At 66.8% G+C, this 13,786-nt stretch carries 11 protein-coding genes; 7 read left to right on the forward strand and 4 right to left on the reverse strand.

Annotated features, from left to right (window positions below):
- The first annotated feature begins 30 nt into the window (after positions 1-30).
- The 7 genes from HNP47_RS03940 to HNP47_RS03970 all read left to right on the forward strand — a co-directional run bounded on the left by HNP47_RS03940 (position 31) and on the right by HNP47_RS03970 (position 9,169).
- Complete coding sequence (locus HNP47_RS03940; RefSeq protein WP_066551675.1) at positions 31-1,167, forward strand: LptF/LptG family permease; 1,137 nt, start codon at positions 31-33, stop codon at positions 1,165-1,167.
- Entirely contained in the window at positions 1,164-2,303 is a 1,140-nt protein-coding gene (gene lptG / locus HNP47_RS03945; RefSeq protein ID WP_153924301.1) for an LPS export ABC transporter permease LptG, read from the forward strand. The genes HNP47_RS03940 and lptG overlap by 4 nt, the downstream gene beginning before the upstream one ends.
- A 33-nt stretch (positions 2,304-2,336) precedes the next feature.
- On the forward strand, positions 2,337-4,775 hold the full coding sequence (locus tag HNP47_RS03950; RefSeq protein ID WP_055755188.1) for an LPS-assembly protein LptD: 2,439 nt from the start codon (positions 2,337-2,339) through the stop codon (positions 4,773-4,775).
- 72 nt (positions 4,776-4,847) lie between these two features.
- Entirely contained in the window at positions 4,848-6,215 is a 1,368-nt protein-coding gene (locus tag HNP47_RS03955) for a peptidylprolyl isomerase (RefSeq protein WP_260394588.1), read from the forward strand.
- On the forward strand, positions 6,212-7,216 hold the full coding sequence (gene pdxA / locus HNP47_RS03960) for a 4-hydroxythreonine-4-phosphate dehydrogenase PdxA (protein WP_184278416.1): 1,005 nt from the start codon (positions 6,212-6,214) through the stop codon (positions 7,214-7,216). The genes HNP47_RS03955 and pdxA overlap by 4 nt, the downstream gene beginning before the upstream one ends.
- Before the next feature lie 8 nt (positions 7,217-7,224).
- Positions 7,225-8,034, forward strand: a complete 810-nt coding sequence (gene rsmA, locus HNP47_RS03965) for a 16S rRNA (adenine(1518)-N(6)/adenine(1519)-N(6))-dimethyltransferase RsmA (RefSeq protein WP_184278417.1) — start codon at positions 7,225-7,227, stop codon at positions 8,032-8,034.
- Positions 8,035-8,044: 10 nt separating this feature from the next.
- Positions 8,045-9,169: a pyridoxal phosphate-dependent aminotransferase gene (locus HNP47_RS03970; RefSeq protein ID WP_409360139.1), complete on the forward strand. Its 1,125-nt coding sequence runs from the start codon at positions 8,045-8,047 to the stop codon at positions 9,167-9,169.
- On the opposite strand, the gene HNP47_RS03975 is transcribed toward HNP47_RS03970, so the two are convergent.
- The 4 genes from HNP47_RS03975 to mltG all read right to left on the reverse strand — a co-directional run bounded on the left by HNP47_RS03975 (position 9,166) and on the right by mltG (position 13,785).
- Entirely contained in the window at positions 9,166-10,917 is a 1,752-nt protein-coding gene (locus tag HNP47_RS03975) for an ATP-binding protein (RefSeq protein WP_184278419.1), read from the reverse strand. The two genes, HNP47_RS03970 and HNP47_RS03975, sit on opposite strands and share 4 nt — an antisense overlap.
- A 195-nt stretch (positions 10,918-11,112) precedes the next feature.
- Positions 11,113-11,754: a guanylate kinase gene (gene gmk / locus HNP47_RS03980; protein WP_184278420.1), complete on the reverse strand. Its 642-nt coding sequence runs from the start codon at positions 11,752-11,754 to the stop codon at positions 11,113-11,115.
- Complete coding sequence (locus HNP47_RS03985; protein WP_184278421.1) at positions 11,744-12,628, reverse strand: YicC/YloC family endoribonuclease; 885 nt, start codon at positions 12,626-12,628, stop codon at positions 11,744-11,746. Before HNP47_RS03985 ends, gmk begins: the two co-directional genes overlap by 11 nt.
- The gene (gene mltG / locus HNP47_RS03990) at positions 12,625-13,785 is read right to left on the reverse strand and encodes an endolytic transglycosylase MltG (protein WP_184278422.1); all 1,161 of its coding nucleotides are present in this window, start codon (positions 13,783-13,785) and stop codon (positions 12,625-12,627) included. The genes HNP47_RS03985 and mltG overlap by 4 nt, the downstream gene beginning before the upstream one ends.
- Between the last annotated feature and the right edge of the window lies 1 nt (position 13,786).

Consider the following 13,786-nt stretch of genomic DNA (forward strand, 5'->3'; position numbering starts at 1 on the left):
CGCCTGCAACCGGGCGAAGTCCATCCGCCCATGACCCTGATTCAAAGATACCTTTTTCGCCAGATCCTGTTCCCTGTGATCGCCGCGTGCGCAGCGCTGGCGGGAATCGGGATTCTGAGCCAGAGCCTCGACCAACTCCAGGTCATCGTGGAGCGGGGCCAGAGCGTGTGGATCATGGTCAAGCTGACCCTGCTTGCCCTGCCGCAACTGCTGTCGGTGATTCTGCCGATCGGCCTTTTCGTCGGCGCCCTGATCGCCCTGACGCGTCTGCAACGCGAACAGGAGCTGACGGCGGCCTTCGCGGGCGGCATGACCCGGTGGCAGGTCATATCGCCGGCCGCCCGTATCGCCGTGCTGGTCGCCCTGGTCACGCTGCTGGTCAACGTCTTCATTCTGCCCTGGGCGCAGCAGGAGGCGCGGCGACAGGCGTTCGACATCCGCACCGACCTCGCCGCGCTTCTGGTCGAGGAAGGCCAGTTCGTTCAGGGACCTGACGGCCTGACCGTCTATGTGCAGCAGATCGAGCAGAACGGTCTGTTGAAGAACCTGTTCGTCTATCTGGACGACAAGGACAAGGTCACGACTTGGAACGCGTCCGAGGCGCGCTTCAGCCGGGACGCCGGCGGCATTCCCATCCTGACCATGATCGACGGCTCGGCCCAGCGCTATTCGTCGGGCGGCGTGCTGGAGACCCTGTCATTCGGACGATACGACTTCTCTCTCGCGCCCTTTGTGGGCGTGACCGACACCATTCGCTACAAGCCGACCGACCTCTATCTGCGCCAGCTGCTGAACCCGACGGCCAAGGTGCTTGAGGTCGCCGGATCGCGCGGCGAACTGCTGGCCGAGGCGCATTCGCGGCTGGCCTCGCCGCTCTACGCCATGGTCGCCATGGCGCTGGCGCTTTCGGCCATTCTAGGCGGCGCCTTCAGCCGCACCGGCTACACCTTGCGCATCGCCAAGGCGGCGGGTCTGTTCCTGGTCCTGCGCGTCATCGGCTACGGCCTTGTCGCCGCCAGCGCCTGGAACGGCTGGATGAACGTGCTCCAATACGTCGTGCCGATCGTGGCCATCGTCGTCGCCCTGCGAGTTCTGTTCCGCGCGCTGAAGCCGCGTCGCAGCCGGACAACCGCCGCCCTGCGCGATTTGAAGGCCAAGTTCGCATGACCGCCGTCGTCGCCTCCGCCCGTCGTTCGCCGCATATCCCCCGTCTGGGTGGGATCGAACGCTATGTGCTGGTCCAGCAGCTGAAATCGCTGGGCGTGGCCCTGGCCGTAATTTCGGCCCTCGTCATGCTGATCGACTTTGTCGAGGTCTCGCGCGGCGTCGGCTCGGCGCAGGATTTGTCGGCCGTCCGCATTTTCGGCCTGGTGCTGCTGAAGTCGCCCTCGGTCATCGTGCAGTTGATGCCGTTCGTCTTCCTGTTCGGCACCTTGTCGGCCTTCATCAGCCTGAACCGACGCAGCGAACTGATCGCCATGCGCGCGGCGGGCGTCTCCGCCTGGCGGTTCGTCTTACCGGCGGCCGGCATGGCTTTCGTCCTGGGCGTCCTGACCGTCACGGTGCTGGGTCCGATGGCGTCGGCCGGCGACGGCCTGTGGCAACGCGAGCGCGCGCGGATTTCCGGCACGGCGCCCGGCGGCGACCCCAAGGAAGCGATCTGGCTGCGCGAGGGCGACGATCAGCGGCAGATGATCATCCGCGCCGGCCAGCAGGACCGCGCCAACGCCCGACTGCTGAACGTCAGCTTCTTCATCTACACGACCGCGCCCGGCGGCGGCCGCACCTTCTCCGAGCGGATCGACGCCAAGTCGGCCTCTCTGAACGCCGGCAGCTGGCGCCTGACCGATGCGGTCGGCGCCCAGATCGGCCAGCGCGCCGTCACCTATTCCAGCCTGACCCTGGTCTCCAGCCTGGCGGACGACGAAGCCTTCGATCGTTTCGCTCGACCGCAGGCCACGCCCTTCTGGTCGCTGCCGAACCAGATCAGCCGGATCGAGAACGCGGGCTTCACCTCGACCGCCTATCGCCTGCGCTTCCAGCAACTTCTGGCCACGCCGCTGGTGTTCGCGGCCATGTCGATCCTGGCCGCCGCCTTCTCGCTGCGGCTGATGCGGCTGGGCGACCTGGCGCGCATGAGCGTCGCGGCCGTGGTGCTGGGCTTCGCTTTCTTCTTCCTGAACCAGTTTTCGTCGGCGATGGGATCGGCGGAGGTCGTGGCGCCGTTCGTCGCCGCCTGGCTGCCGCCTGTTCTTACGGCGCTCGCAGCCTTGACCTTGCTGTTCTATACCGAAGACGGCTAATCGGGCGCTCGCTTCTCAGACTACGGATGGCCTATGCAGGGTGATCGGCGCTTCGACGCTTTCAAAGCAAGGCTTCTCGCCGGTGCGGCTCTGGTCGCCTGCGCACCCCTGGCGACGCCTGCATGGGCGCAATCCACCCCGGCGGCCGCAGCCGCGCCTTCCGACGGCCTGCCGCCCGAAGCGGTCTATGTCGACGCCGACAATGCGCGTCGCGAAGGCGACAACATCATCGTCAGCGGCACGCCCGAGAACCGCGCCTATGTCCGCACGCGCGGCCATGTGCTGCGCGGCGAGAACCTGTCCTATGATCTGAACGCCGGTTCGGCGACGGCCGAAGGCCGCGTCGAGGCCATCGCGCCCGACGGCACCGTGGTCTACGCCAGCCGTCTCGAGCTGGATGAAAATCTGGAGACAGGCGTCGCCGTGGATTTCGCCACGCGTCTGGCCAACGGCGCCAGTCTGATGGCCGCAACGGCTGTGCGCCGCAGCGAGAATGTCAGCGAACTGAACTACGCTCGCTTCACACCCTGCCCGATCTGCGACGATGGCGGTCCAAAGACGCCGACAATCTCGATCCAGGCGGAAAAGGTGACGCAGGACGAGCAGTTGCGCGCGATCCTGTATCGCAACGCCGTCTTTTATATCGGGCCGGTGCCCGTCTTCTACACGCCCTTTTTCGCCCACCCCGATCCCTCGGTGGAGCGGGCCTCGGGCTTCCTGGTGCCTATCGTCAACTATGACGAGGGTCGCGGCGTTTCCGTCGAGGTTCCCTATCTACGTGTCGTGTCGCCGTCCGAGGACTGGCTGATCAGCCCGCAGATCAACACGAAGGTCGCGCCGCTGCTGAACCTGCAATGGCGGCGACGGTTCGCCAACGGCATGATCGTGGCGCGCGGCGGCTATACCTACGAGCGCGAGTTCGGCGACTTCGATCGGGACGGCGACGGCGACTTCGAAAGCAACGTCAAGTTCGGCGATCGCGAACATCGCAGCTATTTGTTGTCGCACGGCGAGTTTGATCCGGATGGCCCATGGCGGTTCGGCTTCACGGCCGAGCGCACCTCGGACAAGACGCTGTTCGATCGCTACGACGTGCGCTCTCCGTATCAGGATAACGGCCTCTACTACGGCGACCGCCGTCGTCTGATCAGCCAGATCTACGCCGAACATCAGACCGATCGGTCTTACGTTTCGGTCGCGGCCTTCTCGATCCAGAGCCTGCGCCTCGATCCGGCCTTCGCCGCGACGGACTTCCGCGACGCAAACGGCTTCAAGGTGTTCGAGGACGACGACACCCTGCCCTTCGTCGCTCCGCTGATCGATGCCCGCTGGGAGCCGCGCGAACTGGTCTTCGGCGGCCGGCTGCGCTTGAAGGGTTCGGCCGTCTCCCTTTATCGCGACGCCTTTGTTGGCGCGCCGATCCTGAATCCGGAGATCGTCCCGCCCGTCACGACAGGTCTGGCTGGCGTGGACAGCCGCCGCATCACGGGCCAAGTCGAATGGCGACGGGCGATCATCCTTCCTGTCGGCATGCGCGTGGAGCCGTTCGTCGATACGCGCGTCGATCTCTATTCCATGTCTGACCTGCCGCCGATGATGGGCGTCGACAGCGACGAGACGGTGAGCCGGTCCAGGTTCAGCGCGGGCGTGGACGTCACCTATCCCCTGATCAAACGCATCGCCGACGCCGACATCATCCTGGAACCGGTGGGCCAGTTCTCGGTCTCCAACAAGGTCAGCCTGGACCGCCGCATTCCCATCGAGGACTCGCAGGTTCTGGAGCTGGACGAGTCGTCGCTGTTCCGCATGGATCGCTTCTCCGGCTATGATCTGCTGGAAGGCGGCGCGCGCGTGACGGCGGGCGGTCGCGCCACCATCCGCTGGGCTGAAGGTCGCAAGGCCAGCCTGTTCGTGGGACGCAGCTATCGCTTCGACCAGCAGGACGACTTCCGAACGTCGATTCCCGACGATCCCGCGCGTCTCTATGACCCGACGGGTCTGGCCTCACAAACCTCCGACTGGGTGGTCCAGGGCGACTTCTCGCCGTCGGATCGCATCCGTAGCTGGTTCCACGCCACGGTGGACGGTTCGGGCGAGGTGCGCCGCGCCGAGGCGGCGCTGGACGGCCGCTGGGGTCGCCGCAACCTGGCGACCGTCAGCTACATTCTGGATCAGTCCAACCCCGTCGACGGGCCGCTGAACCGCAACTACGAATTCGTCCAGTTGGCGGGTCAGCAGTTCGTCTTCCAGAACTGGGGCTTTACCGTCGCCGGCATCGCCGATCTGGACCAGAACGAGATAACGCGGTCCGAAGTCGGGGTGCTGTTCGACGACGACTGCCTGCGGTTCGAACTGGGTTATCGGCGCGACAACACCCGCGCCCGGCCCGGCGGCCCGTCGGAAGGCATCTATGTGCGCCTAAACCTCGCCACTTTCGGAGGTTCAGGTTATGGACAGGGCGATATGCGTTGAGCATGACGCTTTACGGGGCGCGACCGCCTGCCGGCCTGGCTGGCGGACCGCTGTGAGGAATCAGGACGACCAATGGGTTTGATGCGTTATTCGACGGGGGCTGCGCTCGCGGCAGTCCTCCTCGCCGGTTCGGCCTATGCCCAGACGGCGCCCGCCCCGGCACAGACCCCGACGCCTGCGCAAGGCCCTGCGGCCGGCGCGCCGAATCCTGCGGCCGAAGAGGCGCCGACAACGGCGCGCGCCGAACCCCAGTTTGAAATGGCCGACGGCATCGTCGCCACGGTCAACGACAAGATCATCACCGGCTACGACCTGCGTCAGCGTATGCTGATGCTGATCGCCTCGTCGCAGGTCCAGCCGACCGAGCAGAACCTGCCCGCCATTCAGCAGGCCGCCCTGAACGCTCTGATCGAGGATCGCCTCAAAGATCAGGAGATGGCCAAGTTCGAGAGCCTGAAGGTCACGGACGAGGAAATCGACGGCGAGATCGCCGAAATGGCCCGCGCCGCAGGCACGACGCCGCAGGCCTATCTGCAGTTCCTGCAACAGGGCGGCATCCAGCCCGCCGCCTTCCGTGACAACCTGCGCACCCAGATCGGCTGGAGCCAGCTGATTCCGGGCCGCTTCAACAGCCGCGCCCGCGCCAGCACCCTTCAGGTCGATCAGGAAGTCCGTCGTCTGAACGAGGCGGCCTCCAAGCCCCAATTCCTGCTCGGCGAAATCTATATCGACGCCGCCCGGGTCGGCGGCGCGCAGGCGGCCTTGAACGGCGCCCGCCAGCTGGTGCAGCAGATCATCCAGGGCGCGCCGTTCCAGGCCGTCGCCCAGCAGTTTTCCGCCGCCCCCTCGGCCAGCGCCCGCGTCCCGGGCGATGCGGGTTGGGTCGTCAAGGATTCGCTTCAGCCGGCGGTGCAATCGGTTCTGGAACAGCTGCAGCCTGGGCAATTGTCCAACCCGATCGTCGTCGATGGCGGCGTCTACATCCTCTACCTCCGCGACAAGCGTGACGGCGCCTCGACCAGCTTGGTTTCACTGAAGCAGGTCATGGTCGAACTGCCGGAAACCGCGTCGGAGGCCGATGTCGCCACCGCGACCGCCAAGTTGGAAGGCCTGCGCAACGGCCTGACGTGCGACAACATCATCTCCCAGGCCCGCGCGACGCAGGGCGTCCTTGGCGCTGACCTCGGCGAATCCGACGTCGCCAACCTGGCGCCCCAGTTCCAGCAGTTCGCCCGCACCGGCGAAATCGGTTCGGTCTCGACGCCGATCCGTACGCCGCTGGGTCTGCACCTGGTCGCCGTCTGCGGTCGTCGCGTCGGCGGGCCGGAGGCGCCGAACCGTCAGCAGGTCGAAAACCGTCTGCGCGCCCAGAACCTGGCCGTGCTGGAGCGCCGCTATCTGCGCGACCTGCGCAGCGACGCCCTGATCGAGTTCAAATGACCCCAGGGGTCGCGCCTTTGGTCCTGACGCTCGGCGAACCCGCCGGCGTCGGGCCGGAGATCGTGGCCGCCGCCTGGAAAGCGTTACGCGCCGAGCCGACTCCCTTCGCCGTCATCGGCGACGCGGCCCTGTTGCGCGCACAAGGCGTCGCCGTGGCCGAGGTCGGGGCTCCCGGAGACGCTCATGGGCTGTTCGGGTCGGCCCTTCCCGTCATCCATCGCCCTCTGCCCGCGCCGGTCTTGGTCGGGTCGCCCGATCCGGCCAATGCCTCGGCCGTCGCGGACGGCATCGAGGAGGCGGTCAGCTTCGCCCTGTCCGGCGAGGCGTCCGGCGTCGTAACCGCCCCCATCGCCAAGGCGCCGATGTACGCCTCGGGCTTTCGCTTTCCAGGCCATACCGAGTTCATCGCCGAACTGACCGCCGATGCGCCCTATGCCGGCACGCGCGGGCCGGTGATGATGCTGACGGCCCAAAACCTGCGCGCCTGCCTCGTCACCATTCACGTCGCCCTGGACCAGGTGCCTGAACTGGTCACGGCCGAGCGTGTCGCCCGTACCGCCCGCGTCGTTCACGAAAGCCTGAAGCGCGACTTCGCCATCGCCCGCCCGCGCCTGGCCATGGCGGCCCTGAATCCCCACGCAGGCGAAGGCGGCGCCTTGGGCCTGCAGGAACGCGACATCCTGATCCCCGTCGCCGAACAGCTTCGCGGCGAGGGCATCGACATCACCGACCCTAAATCTGCCGACACGCTTTTCCATGACGAGGCGCGCGCGACCTATGACGCGGCCATCTGCATGTATCACGATCAGGCCCTGATCCCGGTCAAGACGCTGGACTTCTGGGGCGGGGTGAACGTCTCCCTCGGCCTGCCGATCATCCGCACCTCGCCCGATCACGGCACCGGCTTCGACATCGCCGGCAAGGGCGTCGCACGTCCGGACAGCCTGATCGCCGCCATTCGCCTGGCATCGGAGATGGCGGCGGCCCGCGCCGCGCGCTAACAGGGCGTGTGACCGACCTTCCCTCCCTCCGCGAAACCCTCGACGCCCACGGCCTCTCGGCCAAGAAGAGCTTCGGCCAGCATTTCCTGCTGGACCTGAACGTCACCCGCAAGATCGTGCGTCTGGCCGGTCCTTTCGAGGGCCGCGCCGTGATCGAGGTCGGACCAGGTCCTGGCGGCCTCACCCGCGCCCTGCTGGAATCCGACGCCGGCGCCGTGGTCCTGGTGGAAAAGGATCCGCGCTTCATTCCCTTGCTGACCGAACTGGACGACGGCTCCGGCCGCCTGACCATCGTCGAAGCCGATGCGCTGAAGGTTAAGGAGGCCGACCTGGCCTCCGGCCCGACCCATCTGGTGTCCAACCTGCCCTACAATGTCGGCACTCCTCTGCTGATAAAATGGCTGACCGGCCCGTGGCTGCCGCACAGCCTGACCCTGATGTTCCAGAAGGAAGTCGCCGAGCGCGTCGCCGCAGGGCCAGGCGAGGACGCCTACGGCCGTCTGGCGGTCATCGCCCAGGCCGTCTGCACCGCCCGCATCGTCATGCATCTGCCCGCCGCCGCCTTCACCCCGCCGCCCAAGGTGGCCTCGGCTGTCGTCCATCTGGTTCCGCTGGATGAGCGGCCGTCGCCGGACCGCCTGAAGAAGCTGGAACGCGTTACCGCCGCCGCCTTCGGCCAACGTCGCAAGATGCTGCGGTCCAGTCTGAAACAGATGGGCGGCGCCGCCCTGTGCGAAGCCGCCGGCATCGAACCCGACGCCCGCGCCGAAACCATCGACGTCGCGGGCTTCCTGCGTCTGGCGGATGCCCTTGCCTGAGACCCTTGCCATGACCGTCGAACCCTTCCGCGCCATCTCCGTCAGCCGACTGGCGCACCAGCTGAAAGCCGAAGGCCGGTCGATCATCCACATGGAGTTCGGCCAGCCCTCGACCGGCGCCCCCGCCGCCGCCATCGCCCGTGCGCACCAAGTGCTGGACGCCGACGCCATGGGCTATTGGGAAAGCCCCGACCTGCGCGCCCGCATCGCGCGCCTGTACGACGACCGATACGGCGTCGCCGTTAATCCCGACCGCATCCTGCTGACCTGCGGCGCATCGCCGGCCCTGGTTCTGGCGCTCAGCACCCTGTTCAAGCCCGGCGACCGCATCGCCTTGGCCCGCCCTGGGTATGTCGCCTATCGCAACACCCTGCGCGCCCTGCATCTTGAGCCGCTCGAGATCGCCTGCGGTCCCGAGACCCGGTTCCAACTCACCGCCGCCCAACTCCAGGCCCTGGATCCCGCCCCAGCGGGCGTCATCATCGCCAGCCCGGCCAATCCGACCGGCACTATCATCCCCGATGCGGAACTGGAAGCCATCGCCGAGGTCTGCCGCGCGCGAAACATCGCCATCATATCGGACGAGATCTACCACGGCCTCAGCTACGTCGGCCCGACGCCCTCAATGCTGCAGTTTGCGCCTGACGCCGTGGTCATCAACAGCTTTTCCAAATACTGGAGCATGGCGGGCTGGCGCCTGGGTTGGCTGCTGGTTCCAGAGGAGCGGATCGACGCCGCCCGCGCCTATATCGGCAATATGTTCCTGACCCCGCCCAGCCTCAGTCAGCATGCCGGTCTGGTCGCAATGGACGCGATCGATGAGCTTGAAGGCCATATCCAGACCTACGCCCGCAACCGCCAGCTCATGCTGGAAGCCCTGCCCGCGCTGGGTCTGCGCAAGATCGCGCCCCCCGACGGCGCCTTCTACATCTGGGCCGACATCGGCCATCTGACGAACGACAGCGTGGCCTTCTGCGAGCAGTTGCTGCGTGACACCGGCGTCGCCACCGCGCCCGGCGTCGATTTCGACCCCGTCGAAGGCCACCATTTCATCCGGTTCAGCTTCGCCGTTTCGACGCCCGAAATCGAAGACGCCTTGAGCCGCCTGCGTCCCTGGTTCGCAGCCCTGGCTTAAGCCGCCTTCGCGTCCGCCGCCGTCGATGTCGCCCGGTGCAAGGCGTCGTAGAGCTTCTTCGGCTCCAGCGGCTTCGCCAACCAGTCCGTCATACCGGCCGCATAGCAGGCCTGTACCTGTTCGGTTTCCGTGCCCGCGCTGAACCCGATCACAGGGGCGTCCACATTGGGCCCGTCCGATGCCCGCAAGCGGCGCGTCGTCTCATTGCCGTCGATGCCCGGCATATTCACATCCATCAGCACCACATCGAACGCCTTCTCCGACAGCAGCGCCAGCGCCAGATGGCCGTCCGAGGCCGTGGTCAGATCGACATCCAGCGGCTGAAGCACGAGCGAGATCGTGCGGCGATTGATCTCGTGATCGTCGACGGCCAGGACGCGAAGTCGCCGGACCAGAACGGGCGCCGCCGCCTCTTGCCCGTCCAAATCCTGCGTCGGCTGACCCGCCGGCAGGTCGACGCGAAGGGTAAAGGCCGCACCCTGCCCCGGCGTGCTCTCGACCGATAGGTCGCCGCCCATCAACCGCGCCAGTTCCCGACTGACGGTCAGGCCCAAGCCCGTCCCGCCATAGGTGCGCGCCACCTCGGCGGACCCCTGCGCAAAGGGTGTGAACAGCCGGCTCATCGCGTCTGGCGCAATGCCGGCGCCTTGGTCGATGACGGTCAGGGTCAGACAGTGCTTCCCGTCGCCACGCGGCGCCGACGCTTCAAGACGGATCGCGCCCGACGGTGTGAACTTGATCGCGTTGGACACAAGGTTGTTGATGATCTGGCGCAGACGATAGGGATCCCCGCGCAGCCACACCGCCTCGCTGTCCACGCCCGACATGTCCAGCGTCAGTCCCTTGTCCGCCGCCGGCGCCGCCCAGAACCGCACCGTATCGCGCATCAAATCGCCCAGCTCGAAGTCGCGGCTTTCCATCGCCATCGCCCCGGCCTCCATCTTGGAGTGGTCCAGCAGATCGTTCAGCATGCCGGTCATCAATCGTCCGGCGTCGATGATCAGGTCGGCCGTCTCCTGGCGGTGTTCCGACGACTTGCCGTCGCGAATGACATGGGCGCCGGCCAGGATGGCGCTGACGGGCGTGCGCAGTTCGTGGCTGACGATCGCCGCCATCGCCGCGCGATCGGCCATGGCCGCCTGCGCCTGCTCCAGCCGCGTTTCCGCCTCCGCCCGGGATTTTACCTCGGCTTCACGTGATCCGTGCACGCGCCAATAGATGTTGAGCACCATGCCGACGAACAAAACGGCGGACAGGGTCATGACCACGACCCCGCGGGTGTCGCCCTGGATCACCTTGATCGCCGGCATCAAGGCCAGCGCCGCCAGATAAGGGCTGCCGCCGATGAAGAAAATCGTTCGTGAAGCGATGCCGGATGCGACATTGGTCAACAGACCACCCGCCATCGTCAGGGCGGCGAGCGTCACAAGCGCTGGGTGATTGGTGGACCAGATCACCAAGGCCATGACGGCATAGGTCGTCGCCATCACGGTGGTGGACGCTAGGGCGACAAACACGGACAGCGGGCTTTGTGACGGCTGGGCGCGTCTGAACGGCGCCATGGCCCACAGTTCGAATGCCTGAACCAGAACCGCGACCGCCAGCCACAGCGGGACCCATCGTAGCATCCCGGCTTCGGTCATCGCCCAGCCGACCAGGGCGGCAAGCAGCAGCCTGACCGGGACCTGCTTGACCCTCTCCTTGGCGCTGCTGGCCAGAAGAGGCGCGATCGAATGAAGAAAGCCCATGATACCCCCGTTCACCGCCTGACGTTAGGTCAAGAGGGCGAACAGGTCGTAAACCTGCGATATCGCGCCGCTACGGAACATTCCCTATGGCCGCGTTTACCGTCCGAAATCTTCTGGGTGGCACAACAGCGTCAGTAGCGTAGCGTTGAGTACCCCACAGCGCCGCAGGTCCCCACGGCCTGTGGCGCTGTTTTTTCAGACGGCTTCGTTCAGAAGGGCGGCCTTGTAGTCGCCGACCCACAGGTTCCTGAACCGGCGCGAACGCTCGGCGTGATAGATGTGAGCCAGTTCAGCGTAGGACCGGTCGAAGTCCTCGTTCACCAGCACATAGTCGAAGGCGTCGCAGTGTTCGATCTCGCCCTTGGCGTTGGCCACACGGCGCTCGATCACGTCGTCTGCATCTTGTGAGCGGGTGACGAGACGACGACGCAACTCTTCCAGGCTGGGCGGCAGGATGAAGACGCGCACGGCGTCCTCCGGGCATTTCTCGGCGACATCGCGCGCGCCCTGCCAGTCGATGTCGAACAACACGTCGCGCCCTTCGGCCAGCGCCTTGTTCACCGGCGCGCGCGGGCTGCCGTAGCGATTGCCGTGGACGTCCGCCCATTCCAAAAAGGCGTCCTCGTCGATCAGGCGCTGAAACTCGTCATGGCCGACGAAGTTGTAGTCGCGCCCATGCACCTCGCCCGGCCGAATGCCGCGCGTGGTCATGGAGACCGACAGCTCCAGCCCGCCGTGATCCGCCATCAACCGGCGACACAGCGAGGTCTTGCCGGCGCCCGAAGGACTGGCGACGATCAGGAGGACGCCCCGGCGGGGGCTGCGTTCATTCGACATTCTGGACCTGCTCACGCAACTGTTCGATGACGGCCTTGAGCTCCAGGCCGATTCCGGTGAGCGCGGTCGTAGCGGATTTCGAGCACAGCGTGTTGGCCTCACGCATGAATTCTTGCATCAGGAAGTCGAGTTTCCGCCCGGCGGGCGCCGAGGCCACAAGCTGACGGGCCGAGGCGACGTGGGCAGTCAGTCGATCCAGCTCCTCGCGCACGTCCGCCTTGGTCGCCAGAGCGGCCGCTTCCAAGAAGATTCGGTCCTCAAGCCCCGGCGCATCGGGCGCCAGTTCGGAGATTCGCCGGGTGAAGCGATCGCGAATGGCCTCGACCTGCGCGGCCGCCTCGCCTTCTGCCTGGGCGACCAGCGCCTCGATCCGAACGATGAATTCGTCCACCACCGGTGTCAGTTGCGCGCCCTCGTTCTGGCGTGACGCCTTCAGCGCATCCAGCGCCTCCTCGACCGTGCGGGTCATGGCCGCCTCGACCGCCGCCCGCGCCTCGGGATCATCCACCTCTTCGGGCGCCTCGATCACACCGCGCAGGGCTAGCAGGCCGTCGGCGGACGGCGGCGTTGCGCCGTCCTCGGCCAGTTCGTTCGCCAGCGTCAGATAGCGCGCCAGCACAGCGGCGTTGATCGTGACCGCCGCCTCACCAGCTTCGGTCCACTTGGCCTGAACGCCGATGGTCACCTGGCCCCGCGCGAACCGCGCCTGGCCGGCCGCCTTGGCCGCACGCTCCAGCCCGTCGAAACCGTTTGGTCCACGGAACCGGACCTCCAGATTGCGCCCATTGACCGAACGCGCCTCGACCGACCAGGTCCAGCCTTCGCCGGCCCCGTCGGCCCGGCCGAAGCCGGTCATGCCAGAAAGCGTGCTCATCGGGGCCCTTGCGTCGCGCCGGCCGGAAGGGTGATCGTCGCCTGACCGCTCTCGGCCGACGCGGCGGACGGCTCGGTCGTCATTGGCGCCGCACTGGTTCCCGGCGTGGCGGGCGGCGTGGCTTCGGGCGGCAAGCCCGCCTTCTGGCGCTCGATCTGACGCCACCGCGCGACGTTCTGCAGATGCTCGTCATAGGTCAGGGCGAAGGCGTGTCCGCCGGAGCCATCCGCCACGAAGAACAGGGCCGGGTCCGCCGGCGGATTCAACACGGCCTTGACCGCCTCCTTGCCCGGATTAGCGATCGGCGTCGGCGGCAGCCCGTTGATCTGGTAGGTGTTCCACGGCGTCGGGGCCAGCAACTCCGAGCGTCGGATGCCGCGCCCCAAAGGCCGCCCCTTGGTCACGCCGTAAACGATAGTCGGATCGCTCTCCAACCGCATCCCCGCCCGCAGACGATTGGAGAACACAGCCGCCACGCGGGGCCGCTCCGCCGCCAGCGCGGTCTCCTTCTCCACGATAGAGGCCAGGATCACCGCCTCCTCCGGCGTGCGCGCCACGGTCGCGGGTGACCTCTGGCTCCACAACAGGCGCAGGTTCTCAGTCGCCGCGCGCTGCATCCGGTCGACGACCGACTGGCGCGTGTCGCCGCGCGAAACCTCATAGGTATCAGGCCACAGGCTGCCTTCCTCGGGTGTTTCGGCGACCGTCCCGGTCAGCACGGCCTCCTTGTTCAGGATGTCCACCGCCTGCAACGACGACCAGCCCTCCGGCAGGGTCACGAAGTGGCGCACCACGCGACCTTCGACCAACAGGTTCAGCACCCCGGCCAGCGACGTGCCCGACGGCACCTCGTATTCGCCGGCCCTCAACCGCCGATCCGCGCCCGTCAGGGTCGCCGCCGCACGGAACAGGTCCGTCGAACGGATCACACCCGCGGCCTTCATCCGCGCGGCGATGGCCGAGACGCCCGATCCGCTGGGCAGGGTGACGACCGTCGTCTGACCCTGCCGCGCGGACGGTCCCGGCGCATAGTAGACCGCCCAGACGGCGATCAGCGCCACCAGCAGAAACAGGCCGAAGGTCGCGGACGCGGTCAGCAGCGAGACTGTAAACCCTGACCGCCCGCTGGATTTCTCGACCCGTCCGCGCCCGAACATC

This window comes from Brevundimonas vesicularis (genome assembly GCF_014204545.1).
GTDB classification, from domain to species: Bacteria; Pseudomonadota; Alphaproteobacteria; order Caulobacterales; family Caulobacteraceae; genus Brevundimonas; species Brevundimonas vesicularis_B.

Coding starts and splice junctions, on each gene's coding strand:
- HNP47_RS03940 (WP_066551675.1), top strand. CDS start 31: ATGACCCTGATTCAAAGATACCTTTTTCGCCAGATCCTGTTCCCTGTG.
- lptG (WP_153924301.1), top strand. CDS start 1,164: ATGACCGCCGTCGTCGCCTCCGCCCGTCGTTCGCCGCATATCCCCCGT.
- HNP47_RS03950 (WP_055755188.1), top strand. CDS start 2,337: ATGCAGGGTGATCGGCGCTTCGACGCTTTCAAAGCAAGGCTTCTCGCC.
- HNP47_RS03955 (WP_260394588.1), top strand. CDS start 4,848: ATGGGTTTGATGCGTTATTCGACGGGGGCTGCGCTCGCGGCAGTCCTC.
- pdxA (WP_184278416.1), top strand. CDS start 6,212: ATGACCCCAGGGGTCGCGCCTTTGGTCCTGACGCTCGGCGAACCCGCC.
- HNP47_RS03970 (WP_409360139.1), top strand. CDS start 8,045: ATGACCGTCGAACCCTTCCGCGCCATCTCCGTCAGCCGACTGGCGCAC.
- HNP47_RS03975 (WP_184278419.1), bottom strand. CDS start 10,917: ATGGGCTTTCTTCATTCGATCGCGCCTCTTCTGGCCAGCAGCGCCAAG.
- gmk (WP_184278420.1), bottom strand. CDS start 11,754: ATGTCGAATGAACGCAGCCCCCGCCGGGGCGTCCTCCTGATCGTCGCC.
- HNP47_RS03985 (WP_184278421.1), bottom strand. CDS start 12,628: ATGAGCACGCTTTCTGGCATGACCGGCTTCGGCCGGGCCGACGGGGCC.
- mltG (WP_184278422.1), bottom strand. CDS start 13,785: ATGTTCGGGCGCGGACGGGTCGAGAAATCCAGCGGGCGGTCAGGGTTT.